The following is a 20,973-nucleotide window of genomic DNA, read 5'->3' on the forward strand; positions in this document are numbered from 1 at the left end:
CTGTTGATATAGAGAGTTGTCTAAAACTTTTTGTAGATTACTCACATAACCTACAAAAATAGAAGGAGGTGAACAGCTTCCTTTCTCGATTTCTACAATCTTAATATGGCGGCGCAACCAAAAATAAAAGACAAGGAAGTGAAAACTCCGTTTCTTCTAAATCTCAATGTGTCGTCAAGTACATAACCAAGATCACTCATTGCGAGTGGTCTTTTTATTTTGATTAGAAAGGACTGATCCAATTGAGAAACCACTGGTACATTTCATTGGCGGGTAATTATCCGCAGCGCGCAATGTCTGCGCAGATAGCAAAGCGTTATACCATTGTTGAGCTGACAGATGAAGCAACACCACAAGAGATTGATAAGTACAAGTTGGTTCTCATTGGTATCGGTTGGTTTAAGGATGAACATATACAGGCAAACATAAAGAGATGGTTGAGATGACATACTTCGAATACTTAAAGCAATGCTTTATTCACGCGAAAGATAAATTGCCAGATTCATATACTGTGGATGATATTGCTATCCACGTCTTAAAGTCGGAGAGTCACAGCAGTCCTGAGTATAACAGTAAACAACAGACACTTGCTTGGTTTAGATTCTTTAAATGGGTGAAGGAGGAAGAGTGATGTTTTGGAATAGGAAAGATTACCGGCAGAAACATATTCAAATTATTATTCGTAAAGAGAATTATGTGGAAAGTACTAGCTTTGAAAGTACAGATCTTTCCTTTATTAGATTTAGAGACGAAAAAATACCTGTTAAATTATCTCATAACGGTTCGAATTACTACGCTACAACCTCCATTTATAATTTAGAGAGTTCGGGATATGAGGTAACAGTGGTAGTCGATGGTGAACTTTGCTATCGAACTCGTGACGTCGAACAACCGATGGTGACATTTAGAGAACAGATGAAAGCAATCAATGACTCGTTTGAAGAAATGAAGAAGCGCCAACGCGAGCTAGAGTCTTTTAATAACGAGGAACCTAACCTATTAGAAATCAGACTCAAAGACACTGACTCAGTGCCTGAAGTTTGGTATCGAGGCACCCGTGTGGACGAGGGAACAAACGGGTTAGTTGATGTATATATGCACTGGCATACACGTGACTTTAACAAGCCGACTGAGTTGTTGGCTACTCTTGAGTTTATCGAAGGTACTGATATAGACGCTAAGAGAGTAGAAGTATTCATCGATGAAGAAGGAGAGCGCGGAAGCTTTAACTTATTGAAAGATGAAATAGATGGTTGAACCAAGACCACGTGATGAGATTGACAAACTATACAAGACGAACCGATGGCGTAAGTTGCGACAAGTAGTGATTGCAAAAGACTATGGACTGTGCCAAGAGTGTAAGCGTCGTGGGCTAGTAGTGAAAGGTGTAGTCGTCCATCACATCATAGAAGCTAGAGAAGATATAACAAAGTTCTGGGATGAAGATAACCTAGAGCTTGTTTGTCTTGCTTGTCATAATAGAGATCATCCTGAGAGATCAGGAGGAGATAAGAAAGTAAAAACAAAAAGAAAGGTTGTGAAGTTCTATGCCAATAGAGAATAACAAAAAGCAAATAGAGCATATTGAAAAAGTAATTCAATCATTAGAAAAAATCAAAGAACAAGTAATGGACGGAACAAGTTATCTTAAGTGTTGTGATTTTACCATCACAGATTCAATACCTGATTTTATGGGGGATTCAGATCACAGAATCGATCTGACTATTGAGTTTATTGATTCGGGTATGCCCCCCTACCTCGAAAAGTAAAAACTGAAGTGGCGCGAGACCGGTGAGCTCCTTCCTTTGTAGTTTTACCGCTTTTAAAGTTTTTTTCAAGAATCTTCTCTAAAGGTGATATCAAAATATTTATCTAAATCATCTTTGGATATTTTTTCAGGCGTCTTGGTATATACATCGTGTCTATCATCAAAAGTATTTCTTTGAAATATGGTTTCTTTTTGAACGTATTTAAAGATAATCCATAAGATTGGATGAAATAGATTTAAATTTGTTTGTGTTTTTGTAAAGTGTTTTAAAGTATGCGGACTTTTAATCAGCATGTATTTCGAATTATTGAAATCAGAAAATACAACTATACTCACGAACTTTGAAACTCTCTTTTCAAGTAACCCACGTACATTGAAGTATAATTCAGCAAGTTTCCAAAATAGATTATCAATGACTGTTCTTTCGGTTTTTTTACCAGTTAGCGTTGATAATTTTATTGTGTAAATTTCTTTTGTATCTATATAGAATATTGGTTTAGAACAAGCAATTTGTCTATTTTCAAAATCTAAAAAGTAAACAAATCCCCAATTTACTGGTAGGTTTCCTACATTTTGCAGTGTATAAGTTATTGATGTAACACACGCACCAAAACTTTCATTCCAAGTAATACCATTTTCAATTGCCCAATCGTGCACTGAAGGTGTTGACTTAAAACCAGACCAAATAGTTCCGCTTCTAAATGTTAAATTTGGATTTGCTCTATTTTCATTTTTGATTACCAAGAACAAGGTAAAGATTGAGATCGTTAATGGTAGGTAATCTTTAACAATTGGCTGAACAAGTTCAAAAAGTTTCATTATTTCCTCCTCTTTGCTAATACTGAAATTATAACATTATTGAAAGAAGGTGATAAGATGCCACAACCAGCAAAAAGTGCAAAACTTCAGCTGCTGCAAAAGAATCCTAACAAAAAGAATGTGAAAGAGCTCAAAAAAAGAGCTGAAGCAGAAGAACGACTGCAAATGAAAAGCGATAACATCCGAGCCCCAGAGTGGCTAAACGAAACGGCTGTGAGGGCTTTTAATTTTCTTAAAGATGAACTTCTGGAAATTGAGCTTATTACTAATGGCGACATTTATCCATTAGCTATGTATTGTTACTGGTACGCCGAACACATGAATCTCCAAGCGCAAGCAGTGTTAGTTCAAGCTGAAAACCCGGAGGCGATTGGAAATCCACTAATCAAGCAACTGGATACATGTTCTAAAAACATGCGCTCTTTTGGTAGTGACCTAGGCTTATCGCCTTCAGCAAGAGCGAAACTTGCGATTAAACTGTCCCAAGATGAGGGTGATGATGAATGGACTTGATGTCACTTTCATATTCTGAACTTGAAAAATGGTGGGCTGATTATAAAGAGGAACAGGCTTCGTGGGGTGGGATATTGATAGAACCCTATCCAGAATTGTTAACAACGTGGTATGCCGAACGATTGATTGATAATTCTATTCCAGCGAGCAAAGAAAATATCTTAGCTGCTAAACGTCACATGATGGATTTGGACAGACAAGGTACAGAAGAATTTCCATGGGTATTTGATGAAGAGGCAGGACATAGACCTATCCGGTTTATAGAAGAAAATTGTAGGCCGACAGAAGGTGACTTTGATAGATTTGTTTTGCAACCTTGGCAACATTTTATCATTGGTTCAATGTTCGGCTGGGTTCATAAGGACACAGGAGTTCGGCGTTTTCGTGAAGCTTTAACTTTCGTTGGACGGAAAAATGGGAAAACATCGCTGATTTCTGGTCTATCTGCTTATATGCTTGGCTATGATCACGAACAAGGCGCGAATGTTTATGTTCTTGCCAATGCAAAAGATCAAGCATCGATTTTATTCGATAAAACTAAAGAGATGGTCAAACAGTCTCCGCGATTGGATAAGAAGTACAAACCACAACGGTCAGTTATCAAAGATGAAGCTACATTTTCAAAAATGGAAGCAAGGGCTTCTGACAGCAAAAAATTGGACGGATTGAATACTCATTTCGCCATTTTTGATGAAATACACGAATTTATCAATTTTAAACTGATTAACGTTATTAAGAAATCTCGTGGGACCCGCCGTCAGCCGTTAATTACTTATATTACTACTGCTGGATATGTTTTAGATGGACCACTAATGCAATATTATGACAATGCACTCGATTGTTTAGAACATCTTGAAGATGGACTGGATGAGCGAGTTTTTTATTTTATCGCAAAACTAGATGATGTTGCTGAAGCTGACGATCCAAGAAACTGGATTAAGGCGAATCCGAACATCGGGTTGATGTCATTTGTCGATTTAGTCACTGACTGGAAGACAGAGCGCAATAGCCCACAAGAACGTGCCGATTGGATTACTAAACAATTCAATCTTTTTTCAGATATTGACGAACTGTCATTTTTAGATATGCAGACGATCAATAAGAACAATAAAGAAATAAATTGGGAAACAATGAAAGATCAGGAATGTGTGGCTGGCTATGATTTATCTGAAACTGAAGATTTCACATCTGCTGATTTGGAATTTCCAATTTATGAAACCGGAGAAATTGCTGTTTTGGAGCATAGTTGGATATCACAAGAACGGTACAACAATGACAACAACAAGCAAAGATTAGATGCATGGATAAAATCAGGAGATTTGACTGTTACACCGGGACCATATGTTGACTATGACTATGTTTTTGATTGGTTTGTGGAACAGTCGAAGAGATTTAAAATACTAAAGGTTCGATTTGACCGTCGAAATAGCTTGATCTTGAATCAGAAAATGATTGATTACGGTTTTGTAATGGAAGAGGCAATCCAAGGTTTCACTACACTGGGAGGTCCAATGAAGGATCTTAAAGAACGTTTTTTAGATGGAAAAGTAATATATAACAAGCAAAAGATATTTCGGTGGTATCTTTCGAATGTGAAGTTGGTTCAGGACCGAAATAATAACTGGATGCCAACGAAGCAATCAAAAAATAGAAAGATTGATGGTTTCGCTGCCCTGTTGAATAGCCATGTTAGCGTTGTAGAGATGTTTGCTAATGAATCGAAACAAACTGCGAATGTTGGCTTTATCAGTATCAGAGAAATGATGAAGGGAGGGTAGAAATGAATATAGTTCAAAGAGCAATAAACAGAGTCACTCCTAAATTTATTAAGCAAACAATTATTAAAAACTATCAAACAAATAGTAGCTTTAAACAATGGTTTGGGAAAACTTTTTTTGGCATTGAAAATTCTACACTTGAAACAAACGAAAATATTTTTTCTGTAGTATCTAGATTAAGTAATACTCTCTCAAGTCTACCGTTTAAAAAATATTTGAACTACGACCAACGGTTTGATGAAGAAATGGATAGATTGATATATTATCCAAATAAAAATCAAACACTTGATCAAATTATTAATGTACTTGAAGTTAGTAGAGATACAAATGGTAATGGGTATGCATTGATCATGAGGGATATTCGGGGTCAATTAGACATGTTAATACCATTTAACCCTAATTATGTTGAACCAGTTCTTGAACAAAATAGCAATGAACTCTGGTATGTGGTAAATAACAATGGAAAAACATATTACTTTCACAATTCAGATGTTATCCACGTTCGTCATATTGCTGGTAATGGTAACTGGAAAGGCATAAGTCCGATTGCAGTTTTGAAAAACTCTAATGACTTCGATAAAGCAGTTAGAGAATTTTCTTTAAAAGAAATGCAATCTCTGAGGGATTCATTCATATTGACCTATGCAACAAGTGTAGATGAGGAAAAGAGAAAAGCTGTTGTAGAAGATTTCAGACGATTCTATGAAGAAAATGGAGGAGTTTTATTTCAAGAGCCCGGTGTGACGATTGAAGAAATGAAACGGAACTTCGTTGCTACAGATATGAAGATTACAGAGGGAATTACACGCGATCGCATTGCTAATGTTTATAATGTTCCAAGCATATTTTTAAACTCTGATAGTAGCAGTTTTTCATCTAATGAACAGTTGATGCAACTATTTGTAAATATGACTCTCACTCCGATCGTTAAACAGTATGAGCGAGAATTCAATAAGAAGATTCTTCGGAAAGAGGAGAGAGTTAAAGGGTATTACTTCAAATTTAATATGATGGGTCTTCTTAGAGGAGACAGTGACGCGAGACAGAAATTCTATCACGGTGGGATTCGCGATGGATGGATCGCGCCTGATGAAGCTAGAATGCTAGAAGAAATGCCACCACGGGGAGGGAAAGCGTCTGAGTTGTGGATCTCGGGAGATATGTATCCGCAAGATATGGACCCTACACTCAGAAAATCGAATAAAACTGGTACTCAAGACGTAATCAAGAAAGATTAGGTCTTTTTATTTTGCCTTGAAAGGAGGGTTGAGATGAAAAAATTTTGGGAAGTTAAACAATCGGCTAACAAAGAGGAAGCCGATATTTATATTTTTGGTGAAATCGTTTCTTACAAATGGGATGACACAGATACTACAGCTGCAAGTTTCCAAAAAGATTTGAAAGAACTTGGAGAGCTAAATCAAATCAATTTGCACATTAATTCTCCTGGAGGATCAGTCTTTGAAGGGATCGCGATTGGAAATATGCTTAAACAGCATAAAGCTCATGTTACAGCTCATGTAGATGCGCTAGCTGCTTCTATTGCTAGTGTGATTGTAGCCAGCTGTGACAAGGTCGTTATGCCTGAAAACAGCATGTTGATGATTCATAATCCTTGGACTTTCTCAATGGGGAATGCAAAAGAGTTACGTAAGCAAGCAGATGATTTAGATAAAATCGCTGAATCTTCTGTCGTCACATATCTATCTAAGGCTAGCGACAAACTATCTGAGGAAAAAATTAAACAAATAATGGATGAGGAAACGTGGTTATCCGCTGCAGAAGCGTATGAGTACGGTCTTTGTGATGCAGTCGAATCTGCAAATCAAATGGCTGCTTCAATTAGCACAAAACTGTTTGAATCGTATCAAAACGTACCTAGTAAGCTATTAAAACCAATTGATCAACATGAAGTGACACAAGAACAACGTAATGAAATTAAAAAACGAGCAATGCAAAACAAAGCCTTGATGGGCGATATTCTGGGAGGATTATAATTTATGAAAACTATTTTTGAATTAAAACAGGATTTGGCGACTTTAGGTCAGCAAGTTCAAAAACAAAATGATTTAATCATGCAAAAAGCGACGGATCCGGCTGTAACTTCTGAGGATTTAACAGGAATGCAAAAAGCTAAAGAAGACTTACAACAACGCTTTGATATCGTAAAAAAACAACACGATCAAATGGAAGCTGAACAAAAGCAGAGCTTATCAAAAGGACAATTTACTGAGTCTGAAGATCCTAAACAAAAAGTGATTGATGCTAAAGCTACGTTAATCCGTAAAACAATTGCTAAAGAAGCAGTTCCGCTGGATGTTCGTCAAGCTTTAGGCGATGATGACGCATCTAAAGGTGGCAAATTTTTACCAAAAACAGTAGCGAATGACATTATTTCTGAACCGGTTGTAAAAAATCCGCTTCGTGAAGTTTCTACGATCACTAATATTCCTAACTTAGAAATCCCAAAAGTGACGTTCACTTTAGACGACGATGATTTCATTGCTGATATGGAGACTGCGAAAGAATTAAAAGCAAAAGGCGATACTGTTGTTTTTAGTCGTCATAAGTTTAAAGTATACACTGGCATTTCTGAAACTATCCTTGCAGGAACAAATACAAATTTGGTTTCAACTGTCGAACTTAATTTACAATCAGGTGTAGCAGCTAAAGAACGAAAAGTTGCTTTTGCCACTGCTCCAAAAACTGGTGAAGAACATATGAGTTTTTATGATGAAAAAAATGTAAAAATTAAAAAAGTTGAAGGGGAGGATTTATATAAATCTATAAAAGCAGCAATTGCGGATTTGCATGAAGATTATCGTGAAAATGCAAAAATCATGATGAAATATGCTGATTACTTGAACATTATTGAAACCCTGGCGAATGGTAGTGCAACTTTATACACCGCGCAACCTGAACAAATTTTAGGCAAACCTGTTATCTTTACCGATGCTGCTGAAGTGCCAGTAGTCGGCGACTTCTCATACTCTCACTTCAACTACGATATTGGTTCACTTTATGAACAAGATAAAGATATCAAAACAGGAGTAAATCTATTCGTTGTAACCGCTTGGTTCGATCATCAAATTAAATTAGCTTCTGCATTCCGTCTGGCGACAGTAAAAAAAGCCTAGCCCCGGCAGTTGTCGGGAATGTGACCCCGACTGTAGATGGGGCGACAATTAACTTAAGTTAGGCGGTGAGAAAATGATTCTAGACTCTAACAAAAAAGAGGATTTAGAAGAAATAAAAGCTGCCATTCGTGAAGATTATACGGATGACGAAGTTGGAATAAAACGGGCTGTAATGTCTGCAATTGCATATATTAAGGGGGCTATTGGAAACGAGAAGCCTTCTTTCTATTTACAAGACAACGAGACGATTGATTTGATTAATCTAGCGATTCTATTATTAACGGACCACTACTATCATGCAGGGTCAGCAACGATAGAGTCTCAAACCCAAAACGGTGCACTTCGTGAATATGATCTAGGATTTAACTCTATGTTATTGCAACTGAAGGCAAGTTACCTAGCTTTTAAAGAGGACGACAACAATGAGGAAAAGTAGAACAGGAAAACTAAATACTAAAATTTCTTTTTGGCAGTATAAACCTAATAGTGGACCTGAACCAGGTGAAAGAGAAAAAAAAATCCTATATAAAGCTCGGGCTGAGGTTTATGATCCATCCATGAAAGATTTAGAAATCCTGAATGGAAAAGGTACGAAGAAGGCTGTAACAATAGTCATTCGAGACCCACGGGGGAAGTACGTTCCTACGAACAAGCATTATGTAGAAATCGTAGATTATCGATTGGACGAACGTTGGAACATTATAGATGTAAGACCTGATATTACTGGAAATAGGTTCCTTACTATCGTATTAGGTGTGACTAACGATGAGTAATGTTGAATTTAAAGGCATAAATGAAACTTTACAATCTTTGGAAAAAAGATTAGGGACAAAAAAAACAAAAAATCTTACTCGAAAAGCCATCAATTCTGGTGCTGAAAAAGTCGAGAAACGACTACAATCTGACATGCTAGTCTTTAAAGATAAAGGATACACGATTGACGAAGTTGTCCGTAAAAATGCAACTTATCGAAACTATAAGGCAGAAGCCGAAATAGGGTGGAACGGGCCTCATGAGCGCTATCGAATCATTCATCTTAATGAATGGGGTTATACGAGAAATGGACGTCAAATAAAACCGCGCGGATTTGGCATTATTACAAAATCGCTAAAGAAGTCTGAACCTGTGTACTTCGAGACAGTGGCATCGGAGGTAAAGAGAAACCTATGAAAGATATGCTTGGTAATATCTATGAATTGCTGTGTAACAATGAATACATCAAAAACATGACGTTCAATGATGAAACAGAAGAATATCGTATCAAGTATTATGAACAGCCAGAAACGGCGGATAAGACTGGGGCGTTCATCACAATTAGACCTGTGGACGTCCCAAACGAAGCCTATCATGGAAGCGATAAAGAACTTTCTATTGAACATCTATTACAAATTGATGTTGAGTCTAAATACAGAGCAACATGCAAACAAATGCAATATGAAATTAAAAAAGAGATGAAGAAGCTTGGCTTTGGGCAAGTAAATGGTCAAGGTTTAGACGAATACTTCTCGGAGACTAGACGTTATGTAGACGCTCGACGATATGACGGGAATACACGAATTTACGATACACAATATTAAAACAGAATAACAGGAATTAAGACACGAAAACTCGTGTCTTTTTTTGTTGTCAAAATTAGGAGGAAATAAATTATGACTTTAGTCGGATTTAAAAAAATGACAATCGGAATTTTTGATAAGGACGGTAAAATTCCAAAAGCTAATCAATTTGTTATTGAAGGTAAGCAGGACAAAGGTGCAACAGTATCCGCAGAAATTAGCGGTTTATCAAAAGAATCTACGAAAGTTTATGGATCAGATATTGCATACTACATTTCACAAAAAGGGACAGGTGATGTTTCAGCGACATTTGGATTGTTAGATTTACCAGAAGATTTGAACGATAAAATTTTAGGATATAAAACTAATGAAAATAAAATTAGCTTCTTAGGCGAAGATACTGAACCTCCGTATTGCGCAGTGTTGATGGAGTCTTCTGATTTAAGTGGTGAGACAGCTATGTTAACTATTTTTAAAGGTAAATTCAGTCGAGAATCAATTAATTTGAATACAACTACTAACGAAGCATTCGAACCCGAAGCAGAAGAGTATGTATTCTCTGCTATTGCTAATGATGCAGAAGGCGATGCAAAAGGACAATCCGTTGCTAAATATGTCGGTAAGGAAGAAGCAGCTATCACAGCATTGCGTACTATGACTTTTCCAGCGGGGGAGTAGTTAGCCCTGTCGTTGGAAAAGTTACCCCAACGACGAATGGGGCAACAATCGCATTAAGTTAGGAGAATGAGTGTGGTAGATACATTTAGAATTTATAAAAAAGGTGGAACAAAAGTAGTGGAGGGCACAAGCCCTCTTTCTATCACTGGTATTGCAGCAAATACACAAGTAGCAAAGGGAGACTATCAAACAACTCGGTTGGTTAATGATGTTGAATCAATGAAAGTTGATATCCCAGCATTTAAGACATTGGCTGAGCAAGAACCGGAAACATCCGGATTTGATCCTGAAGGAGATGTAAAGCCAACAAATGCGAATACCGTTGAAGAAATAAAAGCATGGTTGACAGCGCACGAAATTGATTACACAGGAAAGACGCTTAAACCAGATTTGCTTGCATTAGTACCAGCATAGGTTTTTAGAGGACTGTAGTAGTCCTCTTTTTTATTTGAAAATATTAGGAGGAATTTATAGATGGCGAAAGTAAGACTTGAGTTAGAAAATGCAAAAGGTGAAAAAGTAGTCCACGAAAAAATGAAAGTCAAAGGTCGTGCGGTCCGTAAAGCTATCCAATGCAGTCGGAAAATGTATGCAAAAGACGCAGACATGGGTACGCAGTTAGACGCTTTGATTGAATTAGCTGTGGAAGTCTTTAATGATAAAAAAGTTACAGAAGACACAATTTTAGACGGGATTGAAAGCGAAGAGTTATTAAATGCGTTAAATAAAGTCTATATGGATATCTTAGGAATCGAAGAAGATAATTCGTCAGATGAAAAAAAGTAAGCCCTGAAGAAGCGGAAGAAAATTATTTCAATCTTTGCAGGCAGCTTATAGAAAATGGTTGGACTTTAGAGGATATAGAAGAAGCGGATTTTGAAGCTCTCATTCAAATTGTCTGTTCGGAACCTAAGAAAGAAAAATCAAAAGAGGTCGATTTGAAAGACTTCGTTAAATCAATTTAGGAAAGGAGGAAAATTATGGCAAATGGAAAACCGCTTGGGAATATGAAGGTTATTTTGGATTTGGATAGTTCCGCCTTTTCTAAAGGACTAGAAGGTGCTAAAAGAAGCGTTGCTTATAACACAAAGGCTATGAAGGCCCAGATGCAAGTGATGAATTATTCAGGCGATAAAGTGGGCGCTTTGCGAGCTAAATATGACGGACTTAGTAAGACGCTTAGCTCTAACGAAAAGTACATGAGTAAGTTAAAGACTCAGTATGATAAAAGCTTCGACGCGAATGGTAAAGCAACGGCTTCCACTGCTAAATATGCAAATGAATTGAATCAAGCGATTGCTAAGTCTGCTAGTTATGAAGCTCAGATGAAAACTACTACAGGAAAAATTGCCCGCATGAAGGTAGAAACAGAAGGTGTAACTGGGAAACTTAAAGCACAATCTGATCAGTGGATTAAGTCAGGAAAGAAAATTGAATCTTTCGGTAAAAAAATGTCTAGCATAGGAAGCACATTGACCATGTCTGTTACAGCGCCGATCGCTGCTGGGTTTGGATTGGCTACTAAGAAGGCTGTTGATTTTCAAACTCAAATTGGTGGAATTGGCCCACTGCTAACAAACGGTGGAAAACTAACCGCAGAATATCGCAATCAGTTAGATCAAATGTCTGATAGCTCGAAAAAATGGGCGAAGGAATATGGTGTTTCTACTACTGAAATAAATACTGGTTTAGCAGAAATTGTTCGTAAAGGTTATGACGCGAATCAAACGCTTGGTGTAATGCCTTCTATTTTAGATGCTACCAAAGCATCCGGGGATGACTTCAACGATGTAATGAATGTAACGACTGAGGTAATCAGTCAGTTTAATTTAAAAGGCAAAGATTATAATAGTACTGTTAAGAACGCAACACGTGTGACGGATGCGTTGACTTATGTGGCTAATGCAACTTCTGCTGGTTTTTCAGATTTAGGACTAGCAATGGGGTATGTGGGCCCAGTAGCGAATAGCTTGGGCATGGATGTAGAAGAAACTGCTTCTGCAATCGGGATACTTAGTGATGCTGGTTTGGGCGGTGAAAAGGCTGGTACTGCATTACGTGGAGCATTAACTCGTTTATTGAAGCCATCAAAACAAAACATTGCCGGATTTGAAAAACTAGGTATTTCTGTAGATGAGTTTAAAAATGGTACGTTAACTCTTCCAGATATGTTGAATAAGATTAAGCAAAACACTGAAGGCTGGACGGATGCGCAACGTACATCTGCAATAGCTTTAGCGTTCGGTACCGAATCTCAATCAGCGATGAACGTATTAGTTGGGCAAGGCGGTGACGCGTTAAAAGGACTGACTAAAGAAACTTACAACGCAAATGGCGCCACTAAAGAAATTGCTAAGTCAATGAATGATTTACCAGCTAATAAGGTAGCCCGATTTAAAGAATCGTTAAATGTTTTGGCCATTACTGCTGGAGAGAAATTGCTTCCAGTGTTTACGCCTATACTTGAGAAAGCAACTCAGTTGATCAACAAATTCTCTGAGTTGGATGATGAAACTCAACAGAACATTCTTAAATGGGGGCTTATGGCGGCCGCTGCCGGTCCAACATTAAAACTGTTTGGCACCGGGGCTACAGTAATAGGTAAGACTCAAACTGCTGTCGGTAAATTGACTGGTGGGATTGTAGACTTAGCCGCTAAAGCAGCTGAGAAGAAAGCAATTGCAGGATTTAGTACGACTGTTGCATCAGTAGGTACTGCTTCTGCTACTGCTGCTGGGACAAGTGGTGTGGCTGGGTTAGGAGCGTCTATCGCTGGCTTGGCAGGGCCTATTGGAATTGGATTAGTAGCATTAGGAGCGGTGGCCGGTGCTGTTGTTGTAGGTAAAAAAGCCTACGATGATTATCAATTATCTGGTGGCAAGTGGGGAACGAAAGTTACTGAGTCACAAGACAAAGTAATCACAAAATCGAACGAGTTAAAAGAAAAAGGCGTTCAGTATATGAACGAGTACCAAGACGGCGTCAATACCAATGCTGAAAAAATCAAAAAGGCAAATAAAGATATTCAGGACGCAATCGAAGGAACGCTGGAAAAAGAAGAAAAACGTCGTGAGAAAATTACTAAATTAAGCTTTTTGGATGAAGAAACAAAAGCTTGGTATGAGCAAGTTATTGCTGCACAGAAAAAAGTTGATGAGAAAACAGCCGAAACGGTTAAAGCGCAAATTGATAAGATTAACGGAATATACAAAAATGCTTCTGATAATAATCGACAATTATCTGATCAAGAAATGCAGTATATTAGATCGTCATACGCTAACTTATCTGATGATCAATTAAAAGCAGCTGGTTTTACTAAGTCGCAGCGCTTGGCAATCGAAACAGCTTATCAGGATGATTTGTCGAAGTTGAGTGAAAAAGAAGTAAGTACACGAATTAAAACGTTAGAAAAATCCTTGGATAAGGAAAAGGCCTCTTATGACAAGCAACGTAAAGAGATTGAAAGTAACGAAACCCTTAGCTCATCTGTCAGAAAAAGATTATTAAACGATTTAAAAGAAAATTATAAGAAAAGCACTAGTGAAATGATTACGGCTCTTGGTAATCTTACTGAAAAATCAGGATCTTCATTAGATTCGGTTTGGTTCAAATGGGAAAAGTACGGATACAACGTTGAAGAAGTGACTGCATTAGTGTCTAGCAGTGTCAAAGATACCACTAAAGACCTAAGCTTATTCGCTAAAGGAACTTCCGATGCCGATATGCAATGGAACGCTTTAAGTCTTGATCCTAAGACTGGTGAAGTTAAAACAAACATGACTGATGTTTTAACTGAAATCGCTCAGACTGATGATGGCTGGAATCAGCTCAAATTTATGGTCAAGGAAGCGAAATTGACTTCTAACGCTAAAGAAGAAGTTGCTATTGCGATGGGTGAAGCTGGCAAGTGGGATGAGTTGTGGCTCACTGAAAAGATGTTGCTAGTGAACGGTGATGAAGCAAAGCTAGAGCTTTATGAAACTATCAATGCTATGGGTGCGTGGAACCAGTATGTGCTGGACAGAAAAGCACTAGGAATTGATAATGCCGATGCTGTTTATAAATTATTTACAACACAAGAACAAATAAAACAGTGGAATACGTTGCCTGTAGATCAGAAAAAACTGTTAGCGGACAACACAGATTTAACTACTAAAATATTTGCTTCCACGGAATCATACACAGCTTGGACTCAAATGCCCGATAACATTAAACATATGCTCGCTGATAACGTTGATTTGAAAACAAAGCTTAATGATGGAACAATTAGCATTGAGCAATACAATCAGGTGTTACCGTTACTCAAAAAAATGTACGGTGATAATTATGACCTTTTAAACAAATCGGATCAATCTAAGACCTCAATTAAAGATTTAAATGAAAAGTATATTCCGAAAGATAAATACATGAAAGGGAATAACAGTGACGTTCTAGAAAAGTCTACACAGGTCAAAGCAAGTATTACTGACTTGAATGAAAAGTATATCCCGAAGGATATGCACATGAACGGTGTGGACAATGTTTCGAAACCTGCATCGGAAGCTGTTAAATCCTATAGAGAAGTTGCGAACTTACAAGATAAAACAATCAGTTTTAAATTGACCGCATTTTTTGATGATACTTGGGAAAAAGTTAAAAAGGCTTTTAACCAAAAAGGTAATAACCTTACAGGAAAATATGCTAAAGGCACAAACTATCATTTAGGCGGGCCAGCCATTGTCAATGATCAACGTGGTTCATTGTATAAAGAACTAGTCATCCCTAAAGGCGGAACGCCATTTATTCCTCAAGGGAGAAATGTTTTATTACCTGATTTGACAAAAGGTTCAAAGGTTTTGAATGCTTCTAAAACAAAACAACTCATACCTCGCTATGCCGGTGGTATAGGCGAAGTAATCACTTCTGACTCTGAAATTACGGAACTTATCAGGGCCATAAATGAACTAATTCTGACGTTCAAAACTATTCAGCCTCAATCAGCTGAATCGGACACTGTTGGGATGATGACAGAGAAATCAGTTATTCCGAATACTCAAGGAACCGCTGGAATTGCTTCTCTTGCTCCAGAACAGTTATTGGCTCAAGGAGAACAATATACTGAGATCGGCTCAATGTGGATGACTAATCTCATGAACGGCTGGAATTCAATTGTTCCGCAGTACATGGCAAGCGAAACACTATTTATTTCGGACTATCTAACGCAATTGAGTAACCAAAATAATCCAAATTATTTACAGGGTATCGCTTGGAACAGAAACTTGATGAATGGTTGGAACAGTTTAACAGGAACATTTATCAATCTAATCAAGACCTTCTGTAATCAAGCGATGACAACTCTTCGGAGTTACAATGCACCTATGTACAACAATGGACGTACGTGGCAACAGAACAATTTAAATGGTTGGAATTCGTTATATGGTTCATTTATTGCCAGAGTGAATCAATTGGGCAATGATTCTATCAATAACTTGCGATCAAAAAATGGTGGTTTCTATAACGCTGGGCGCTTCTTGATGCAATCGCTAATTAACGGTCTAAACTCAATGGGTGGATCATTGTCATCAACGATGAACGGCGTAGCAAATAAAATGGTTGGTGGAATTGGAAAAGGTGTTAATGGTGTCATTGGTGGTGTTAACTATGTTCTAAAAGAAGTTGAATCAGATAAGAAGCTAGGCAATTGGACAGTACCTCAGTATGCGAAAGGAACAGATGGACACCCTGGTGGATTGGCAATGATAAACGATCAAAAAGGTGCTGTTCATGAGGAGTATGTTCAGATGCCTGACGGCCGAGGATTTATCGCTAAAGGGAAAGATTTGTTAGTGAATTTGCCTAAAGGCGCGCAGGTATTGAATGCTTCATTAACTAAAAAATTGAAGAATAGACTTGATATTCCGCACTATGCAAATGGGACGGATGATTTCGATATATTTGATTTGATTGATGATGAAGGTGCTTTTAAGAAAATAGTCGATAAAAAAATTGATTATAATAGTATTTTAGAACCGTGGAAAAACATGACAAAAGCTGGCGTTAAATTAATGACCAGTTCTGCCTATCCGTTTGTTCAAAAGGAGATAGAGGAGAACTTCTCTACAGGTGAATTTGATGGCTCTATTTTCCAAGGCGAAGGAAACTTCAATGGAGTTTACGCATATTTAGTAGAAGTGGCTAAAAAGGTGATGGCTAAATTTCCTGGATTGTACCCGACATCTGGTTATCGCCCTGGAGATGTTTATCATCACGGAAAACATCAGGCGATTGATATTTCTGGTTATCCGGTTGGCAGTCCTAGATATACAGCAGCTGCTAATTATGCGTTTGAAAAATTTCCACGTGATGTTGGTTATGTAATTACTAATGGACGTGTTCGTGACCGCATAGGATTTTCAGGAACGGGAGTCCATGACGGTTGGGCAACTTGGCCAGATGGCGATCACTTTGACCACGTGCATATTTCTGGTTCGAAAGGTGCCGGGGACATTTTTACAGGAGGGTCTAATTCTCCTAGAAAGAGTCCAAAACCTACAGGGAGTCACGAAAATTGGATGAGATTAGCTGGTTTTAAACCATCTGAATATAGTGCAATTAATTACATCGTTAACCACGAATCAAGTTGGAATCCTTCCGCTACTAACCCATCTAGTGGAGCATACGGATTGCCACAATCGTTGCCAGCTAGCAAATTAGCCTCTGCTGGTTCTGATTGGCGTACAAATCCAATCACACAATTAAAATGGATGAGAAACTACGTGAATGAGCGATATGGCGGTGCGAATGGTGCACTGGCTTTCTGGCAAAGAAATCACTGGTACGCTAACGGCGGTCTTATCAACAAGGATGGACTTTACAGAGCGGGTGAAGGAAACAAACCAGAAATGGTTATTCCACTAACCCGTAAATCGAGAGCAATCGAATTGATGGGCCAAGCATTGGCATTCATGGCTGGGGATAAACAGCCTAACTCTCAATCGAGCTCTTCTGATAACACCGGGGAGTTAGTAACATTAATTAAACAACAACAACGTCAGCACAGCGAACTGATGCGGATATTAAAAGCTATCTTATCAAAAGATAACGGTATTACTACTGATGCTGTTGGAAAAGCTGCTAATGATTTCTTAGGCGGAGATTTAAGTAAGTTAGGGTATACAGGAGGTGGCTTCTAATTGTTTTACAAATTGCTTTTTAACCAAAATGGTAGATTGTTTGATCCGCAAGAAAATGGAAAGATAATCTGCAAAGAAATAAAAAGACAAGCGCCTATCTACGAAGTGAAATATCAAGATTTCGAGGGGGCGAACGGAAGTAGAGAAGTCAATGCTTCTTTTCGTCCTTTTGAATTGGTTCTTACATTCGATATTTTTTATAAAAATGAATACGATAAAGAATTAATCATCACAGAATTACATCAAATTGTTTTTCCTGGTTTTCAATTTTATGTAACACATGAATTAAGTCCAGGAAAACGGTTTAAGGTAAATCCGTCAAATTTCGAACTAGCAGAAGAAGAAAATGATTATTCAACTATCGAAGTTACTTTCGATGTCCCTTCTGGCTGTTCCGAATCTCTCTCAACCACATTATCAGAATTTACCTTGTCGGATGAGTGGCAGTTTTCTCAAAACTTAGAATCTGCAGATTATGAATATGAGTTTGATGTAAGTCGTTTTCAAGTGTTCAACGCAGGTGATTTCGCAATCGATCCACGCGAAAACGAGTTGAAAATCACTTTACAAGGTGAGTCACTTGGTAATGCTACGATTTTTAATCGGACGACTGGAGAACGATTTGTTTATTATCCGGAATTTTCAACGAATTTAGGGCAAACGGTCACAATAGATCGTGTATATCCAAAATTAAACGGTGTAAATCGTGGAATTGATACGAATCTGAATCTAATTACTTTGGCGCCTGGCGTTAATGAAATAGAAATACAAAATGTGGCAAGCGTGAAATCCAGTTGGGATTTTCGCTATCTTTATAAGTAGGTGATGATATGACAGATATCATCATACAAAACTATGAAAAGACGAAGAAGGAGATCCTTGTTGATTTTAACAAGGACTCTTTTTTTGAGAATTGGCAGCAGAATGAAACATGGGAAGTTAGTTTCGATGTTACGAAGACTGACTTTAATAGTGAGGTCTTTGATTTTGTGGATTACGAAAGTTCGGTGCTTTTTAATGGTCAAGAATTTGTTATTAAGGCCATGACCACTTCAGGAGAAGGCGCTCATGTTTCTAAAAGTGTCACTGCTACGCATGTTTACTACACGATTCAAGATGGCCGTCAGTACAACACAGTCACTGGTTCACGCTCAATTAATCAACTATTAACTCATATTTTTAGTGCTGGAAATCGTGGTTTTTCATGGGAAGTCGTTGATCCAAATAAAAAATTTCTAACAGTGGAACAAGAAAATTTCGGGAACGATAACTATTTAAAACTGATCGAAGAAATATTGAGTGATTATGATGCAGTCGTAATTCCTAATAATAAGCGACTCACGTTTTATCCACGCTCAGAATTTGGCGAAAAGATTGAAGAGCAGATTCGCTATAAATACAACACTGATTCAGTGAAATTTGATATCGATACTTATTCCTTGAAAACTCAAATTCGTGGTTCGGGCAAGAAAAAAGACGATGGATCAAATTATTTTTCACCGATCACTTATACCTCTCCCGAATCTGATAAATGGGGTATTCGTATTCAAGATCCTGTGGAAGATGAACGTTATACAGTCGCTGGAAACATGACTGAGCGACTAAAACAAGACTTACAGGATTATCCGTCAATCAGCGGTTCAGTGACGTTGAAATGGCGCATCACTCCAAAAAAAGGGGATTATGTTCCGTTTATTTACGAACCATTAAATATCAAAACGTACATTCAAATTGTCGGAATCAAAACCTATCCAGCACTACCAAACAAACCACCAGAAATCACACTATCAAACACGAAAAAAACAATGACATCAATATTAGCGAATCTCGCTAAGAAAGGAGTGATTTAAATTTGGATCTACTCAAATTATTAAAAAATCGAATCACGACTGAGTGGAAAGAGACGTTCAATAAAAACGTTGATATCTTGAATCGCAATGCTCATGATCAAGATCAAAAACTAGATACTACGAACAGTCGAATCGACAACCTCGTTTTGCATAGTGGTGGTGATTCGCCAAATGAAGTTGTGGACGCGCGAGTAAATAATAAAGGCGACACATTCGATACTTTAGAATCGAGACTGCTCGCTTCAGAGGATAAACACGATGAAGACGTGGCTCAATTAGATATGACTCAAGAAAATCAGAGACTACAGTTTGAACAGTTAAACCAAGCAATTGGAAAATTAATGGGAACATATGGTGCAACGCTAGATTTATATGTTTCTTCTGTTGATGGCGATGACAAAAATGGGGACGGGACAGAAGAAAAACCGTTCAAAACAATTCAAATGGCAGTGAACGTAATGCCGTTGATTTCTTCTTCTCAAATCACTATCTGGATCGATGATGGCGTGTATTTAGAAAATGTAGTTCTTAAATCTATCAATGCTTTGAGGATTAATATTCGGACTATTCAAAATTTAGGCGTTTTAGACCAAAGTAAAAATGATATGCCTGTCAAAGTTCGTTCGATTGGTTTCTTTAACTGCACGGGGTATTTTCAAATCGCTGGAATTCAAGCAGTGGACCAAGCAAACGCACCAATTTTTGAAGGGTATAAATATAGTTTTTCATGTGAACAAAGCGGTTATCTAGCGCTAAATCAAGTTAGGTGTGTTGAAAATACAAAGGCTATTTCAAATCATGTCGTGAGTTACGTTGGGGGTACATCAAAATGTCATATTTATAATTCACATTTTGATAATCAAAATCAAATCAACGTATCAAGACTAATGTCAGAAACACGTGTGGCAGGAGACGTGACTGGTACTGGAAACAACATTGGTTTTGAAGCAAACAGCGGCACTGTGCGCGTGAGCACTGATAGTCCGTTAAATGCTACAACTAAAACTAAGGCGACTGGTCAAGGCTTAATCATCACTAAAGGGACGGTGTTGTCCTAATGTTTAAAACAAATGAAGAAATCATTATCATTCAGGCAAAAGCGACCACTCCTATTCCAACTGGAGTGGTTTTCTGGTCGCATGACAAAGGCACCGCTAAAATGCTTTTTCAACTGCAAAAGGATTATGTTAATCAAACGTTGTCCGAAGGAACGATTGTTCCAATTTGCTTAGATTTTGTTGGCGGTCGTCATATTTATCATGCGGTAATCGAAGATGCAGTGAACGGGATTGTATCAATTGTTCTAGAAGATAATATTTTAGGTTATGTCGGGCGTGTCACTGGGTCAATTTATATTGAGTTACCTGATTCGCGTTCACTCGATACCGCCGGACGGTTTACGTTTGATATTAAACGATCACCGATCGATGAGAATGTTCCTGAGTTGGAAGACTATTACTGGCAAGGATTTAACGAGATCATGGCGCAATATCGTCAAACAATTGCAACGATCAAGTTAGAAGCAAAAGAGTTGCTAGACAGCTTGACCGCTGATGTTACAACAGCTCAAAGTAAAGTTGCTAAGTTAGAGCAAAGTATTACAACAGCTAACACGAATTTAAATGCTCGAATCGATGAAATCAGTAAAAAAATTGATGACAACGACGTGTTCACGAAAGCCGAAAGTTCCGCAAACGTGATC

At 37.8% G+C, this 20,973-nt stretch carries 22 protein-coding genes; 21 read left to right on the forward strand and 1 reads right to left on the reverse strand.

The annotated features are described in order from the left end of the window. The first annotated feature begins 242 nt into the window (after nucleotides 1-242). The 4 genes from RV00_RS16730 (at nucleotide 243) to RV00_RS14960 (ending at nucleotide 1,769) form a co-directional block, all read left to right on the forward strand. Nucleotides 243-446 carry a hypothetical protein gene (locus RV00_RS16730; protein WP_071863357.1) on the forward strand — a complete coding sequence of 68 codons (204 nt, stop codon included), beginning with the start codon at nucleotides 243-245 and terminating at the stop codon, nucleotides 444-446. A 184-nt stretch (nucleotides 447-630) separates the two neighbouring features. Further along, nucleotides 631-1,257, forward strand: coding sequence for a hypothetical protein (locus RV00_RS14950; protein WP_071863359.1), 627 nt, complete (start codon nucleotides 631-633; stop codon nucleotides 1,255-1,257). Then, a complete protein-coding gene (locus RV00_RS14955; RefSeq protein ID WP_071863360.1) occupies nucleotides 1,250-1,564 on the forward strand; it encodes an HNH endonuclease in 315 nt (104 codons plus the stop codon). Before RV00_RS14950 ends, RV00_RS14955 begins: the two co-directional genes overlap by 8 nt. Further along, nucleotides 1,548-1,769: a hypothetical protein gene (locus RV00_RS14960; RefSeq protein ID WP_071863361.1), complete on the forward strand. Its 222-nt coding sequence runs from the start codon at nucleotides 1,548-1,550 to the stop codon at nucleotides 1,767-1,769. Before RV00_RS14955 ends, RV00_RS14960 begins: the two co-directional genes overlap by 17 nt. Before the next feature lie 65 nt (nucleotides 1,770-1,834). Here RV00_RS14960 and RV00_RS14965 read toward each other — a convergent pair whose 3' ends face one another. Beyond that, nucleotides 1,835-2,587, reverse strand: coding sequence for a hypothetical protein (locus tag RV00_RS14965; RefSeq protein ID WP_071863362.1), 753 nt, complete (start codon nucleotides 2,585-2,587; stop codon nucleotides 1,835-1,837). A 57-nt stretch (nucleotides 2,588-2,644) separates the two neighbouring features. Here RV00_RS14965 and RV00_RS14970 point away from each other — a divergent pair, with 57 nt between their 5' ends. From RV00_RS14970 to RV00_RS15050, 17 genes are all read left to right on the forward strand, one after another. Beyond that, the gene (locus tag RV00_RS14970; protein ID WP_071863363.1) at nucleotides 2,645-3,100 is read left to right on the forward strand and encodes a phage terminase small subunit P27 family; all 456 of its coding nucleotides are present in this window, start codon (nucleotides 2,645-2,647) and stop codon (nucleotides 3,098-3,100) included. After that, nucleotides 3,091-4,878, forward strand: a complete 1,788-nt coding sequence (locus RV00_RS14975) for a terminase large subunit (RefSeq protein WP_071863364.1) — start codon at nucleotides 3,091-3,093, stop codon at nucleotides 4,876-4,878. Before RV00_RS14970 ends, RV00_RS14975 begins: the two co-directional genes overlap by 10 nt. A gap of 2 nt (nucleotides 4,879-4,880) precedes the next feature. Continuing rightward, nucleotides 4,881-6,116 carry a phage portal protein gene (locus RV00_RS14980; RefSeq protein ID WP_071863365.1) on the forward strand — a complete coding sequence of 412 codons (1,236 nt, stop codon included), beginning with the start codon at nucleotides 4,881-4,883 and terminating at the stop codon, nucleotides 6,114-6,116. A gap of 33 nt (nucleotides 6,117-6,149) precedes the next feature. Next, nucleotides 6,150-6,875, forward strand: coding sequence for a head maturation protease, ClpP-related (locus RV00_RS14985; RefSeq protein ID WP_071863366.1), 726 nt, complete (start codon nucleotides 6,150-6,152; stop codon nucleotides 6,873-6,875). Nucleotides 6,876-6,878: 3 nt separating this feature from the next. After that, nucleotides 6,879-8,015, forward strand: coding sequence for a phage major capsid protein (locus RV00_RS14990; protein WP_071863367.1), 1,137 nt, complete (start codon nucleotides 6,879-6,881; stop codon nucleotides 8,013-8,015). A 73-nt stretch (nucleotides 8,016-8,088) separates the two neighbouring features. Further along, on the forward strand, nucleotides 8,089-8,451 hold the full coding sequence (locus tag RV00_RS14995) for a head-tail connector protein (protein WP_071863368.1): 363 nt from the start codon (nucleotides 8,089-8,091) through the stop codon (nucleotides 8,449-8,451). Continuing rightward, the gene (locus RV00_RS15000) at nucleotides 8,438-8,788 is read left to right on the forward strand and encodes a head-tail adaptor protein (protein WP_071863369.1); all 351 of its coding nucleotides are present in this window, start codon (nucleotides 8,438-8,440) and stop codon (nucleotides 8,786-8,788) included. The genes RV00_RS14995 and RV00_RS15000 overlap by 14 nt, the downstream gene beginning before the upstream one ends. Then, a complete protein-coding gene (locus tag RV00_RS15005; RefSeq protein WP_071863370.1) occupies nucleotides 8,781-9,185 on the forward strand; it encodes an HK97-gp10 family putative phage morphogenesis protein in 405 nt (134 codons plus the stop codon). The genes RV00_RS15000 and RV00_RS15005 overlap by 8 nt, the downstream gene beginning before the upstream one ends. Beyond that, nucleotides 9,182-9,592 carry a hypothetical protein gene (locus tag RV00_RS15010; RefSeq protein ID WP_071863371.1) on the forward strand — a complete coding sequence of 137 codons (411 nt, stop codon included), beginning with the start codon at nucleotides 9,182-9,184 and terminating at the stop codon, nucleotides 9,590-9,592. The genes RV00_RS15005 and RV00_RS15010 overlap by 4 nt, the downstream gene beginning before the upstream one ends. Nucleotides 9,593-9,664: 72 nt before the next feature. Further along, on the forward strand, nucleotides 9,665-10,249 hold the full coding sequence (locus tag RV00_RS15015; RefSeq protein ID WP_071863372.1) for a major tail protein: 585 nt from the start codon (nucleotides 9,665-9,667) through the stop codon (nucleotides 10,247-10,249). Nucleotides 10,250-10,321: 72 nt separating this feature from the next. Continuing rightward, nucleotides 10,322-10,663 (forward strand): hypothetical protein, encoded by a 342-nt coding sequence (locus tag RV00_RS15020; protein ID WP_071863373.1) that lies wholly within the window; start codon nucleotides 10,322-10,324, stop codon nucleotides 10,661-10,663. Nucleotides 10,664-10,723: 60 nt separating this feature from the next. After that, on the forward strand, nucleotides 10,724-11,035 hold the full coding sequence (gene gpG / locus RV00_RS15025; protein WP_071863374.1) for a phage tail assembly chaperone G: 312 nt from the start codon (nucleotides 10,724-10,726) through the stop codon (nucleotides 11,033-11,035). Between the two features lie 194 nt (nucleotides 11,036-11,229). Then, nucleotides 11,230-17,421, forward strand: coding sequence for a phage tail tape measure protein (locus RV00_RS15030; RefSeq protein ID WP_071863375.1), 6,192 nt, complete (start codon nucleotides 11,230-11,232; stop codon nucleotides 17,419-17,421). Then, nucleotides 17,422-18,243, forward strand: coding sequence for a phage tail domain-containing protein (locus tag RV00_RS15035; RefSeq protein WP_071863376.1), 822 nt, complete (start codon nucleotides 17,422-17,424; stop codon nucleotides 18,241-18,243). An 8-nt stretch (nucleotides 18,244-18,251) separates the two neighbouring features. After that, nucleotides 18,252-19,271 carry a phage tail protein gene (locus tag RV00_RS15040; protein ID WP_071863377.1) on the forward strand — a complete coding sequence of 340 codons (1,020 nt, stop codon included), beginning with the start codon at nucleotides 18,252-18,254 and terminating at the stop codon, nucleotides 19,269-19,271. 2 nt (nucleotides 19,272-19,273) lie between these two features. Then, nucleotides 19,274-20,329 carry a pectinesterase gene (locus RV00_RS15045; protein WP_071863378.1) on the forward strand — a complete coding sequence of 352 codons (1,056 nt, stop codon included), beginning with the start codon at nucleotides 19,274-19,276 and terminating at the stop codon, nucleotides 20,327-20,329. Next, nucleotides 20,329-20,973: BppU family phage baseplate upper protein (locus tag RV00_RS15050; RefSeq protein WP_169818959.1), on the forward strand; the 645-nt coding region annotated here is incomplete at its 3' end. The genes RV00_RS15045 and RV00_RS15050, both read left to right, overlap by 1 nt.

It is taken from the genome of Enterococcus devriesei, from assembly GCF_001885905.1.
In the GTDB taxonomy this organism is placed as follows: domain Bacteria; phylum Bacillota; class Bacilli; order Lactobacillales; family Enterococcaceae; genus Enterococcus_A; species Enterococcus_A devriesei.

Coding starts and splice junctions, on each gene's coding strand:
- RV00_RS14950 (WP_071863359.1), top strand. CDS start 631: ATGTTTTGGAATAGGAAAGATTACCGGCAGAAACATATTCAAATTATT.
- RV00_RS14955 (WP_071863360.1), top strand. CDS start 1,250: ATGGTTGAACCAAGACCACGTGATGAGATTGACAAACTATACAAGACG.
- RV00_RS14960 (WP_071863361.1), top strand. CDS start 1,548: ATGCCAATAGAGAATAACAAAAAGCAAATAGAGCATATTGAAAAAGTA.
- RV00_RS14965 (WP_071863362.1), bottom strand. CDS start 2,587: ATGAAACTTTTTGAACTTGTTCAGCCAATTGTTAAAGATTACCTACCA.
- RV00_RS14970 (WP_071863363.1), top strand. CDS start 2,645: ATGCCACAACCAGCAAAAAGTGCAAAACTTCAGCTGCTGCAAAAGAAT.
- RV00_RS14975 (WP_071863364.1), top strand. CDS start 3,091: ATGGACTTGATGTCACTTTCATATTCTGAACTTGAAAAATGGTGGGCT.
- RV00_RS14980 (WP_071863365.1), top strand. CDS start 4,881: ATGAATATAGTTCAAAGAGCAATAAACAGAGTCACTCCTAAATTTATT.
- RV00_RS14985 (WP_071863366.1), top strand. CDS start 6,150: ATGAAAAAATTTTGGGAAGTTAAACAATCGGCTAACAAAGAGGAAGCC.
- RV00_RS14990 (WP_071863367.1), top strand. CDS start 6,879: ATGAAAACTATTTTTGAATTAAAACAGGATTTGGCGACTTTAGGTCAG.
- RV00_RS14995 (WP_071863368.1), top strand. CDS start 8,089: ATGATTCTAGACTCTAACAAAAAAGAGGATTTAGAAGAAATAAAAGCT.
- RV00_RS15000 (WP_071863369.1), top strand. CDS start 8,438: ATGAGGAAAAGTAGAACAGGAAAACTAAATACTAAAATTTCTTTTTGG.
- RV00_RS15005 (WP_071863370.1), top strand. CDS start 8,781: ATGAGTAATGTTGAATTTAAAGGCATAAATGAAACTTTACAATCTTTG.
- RV00_RS15010 (WP_071863371.1), top strand. CDS start 9,182: ATGAAAGATATGCTTGGTAATATCTATGAATTGCTGTGTAACAATGAA.
- RV00_RS15015 (WP_071863372.1), top strand. CDS start 9,665: ATGACTTTAGTCGGATTTAAAAAAATGACAATCGGAATTTTTGATAAG.
- gpG (WP_071863374.1), top strand. CDS start 10,724: ATGGCGAAAGTAAGACTTGAGTTAGAAAATGCAAAAGGTGAAAAAGTA.
- RV00_RS15030 (WP_071863375.1), top strand. CDS start 11,230: ATGGCAAATGGAAAACCGCTTGGGAATATGAAGGTTATTTTGGATTTG.
- RV00_RS15040 (WP_071863377.1), top strand. CDS start 18,252: ATGACAGATATCATCATACAAAACTATGAAAAGACGAAGAAGGAGATC.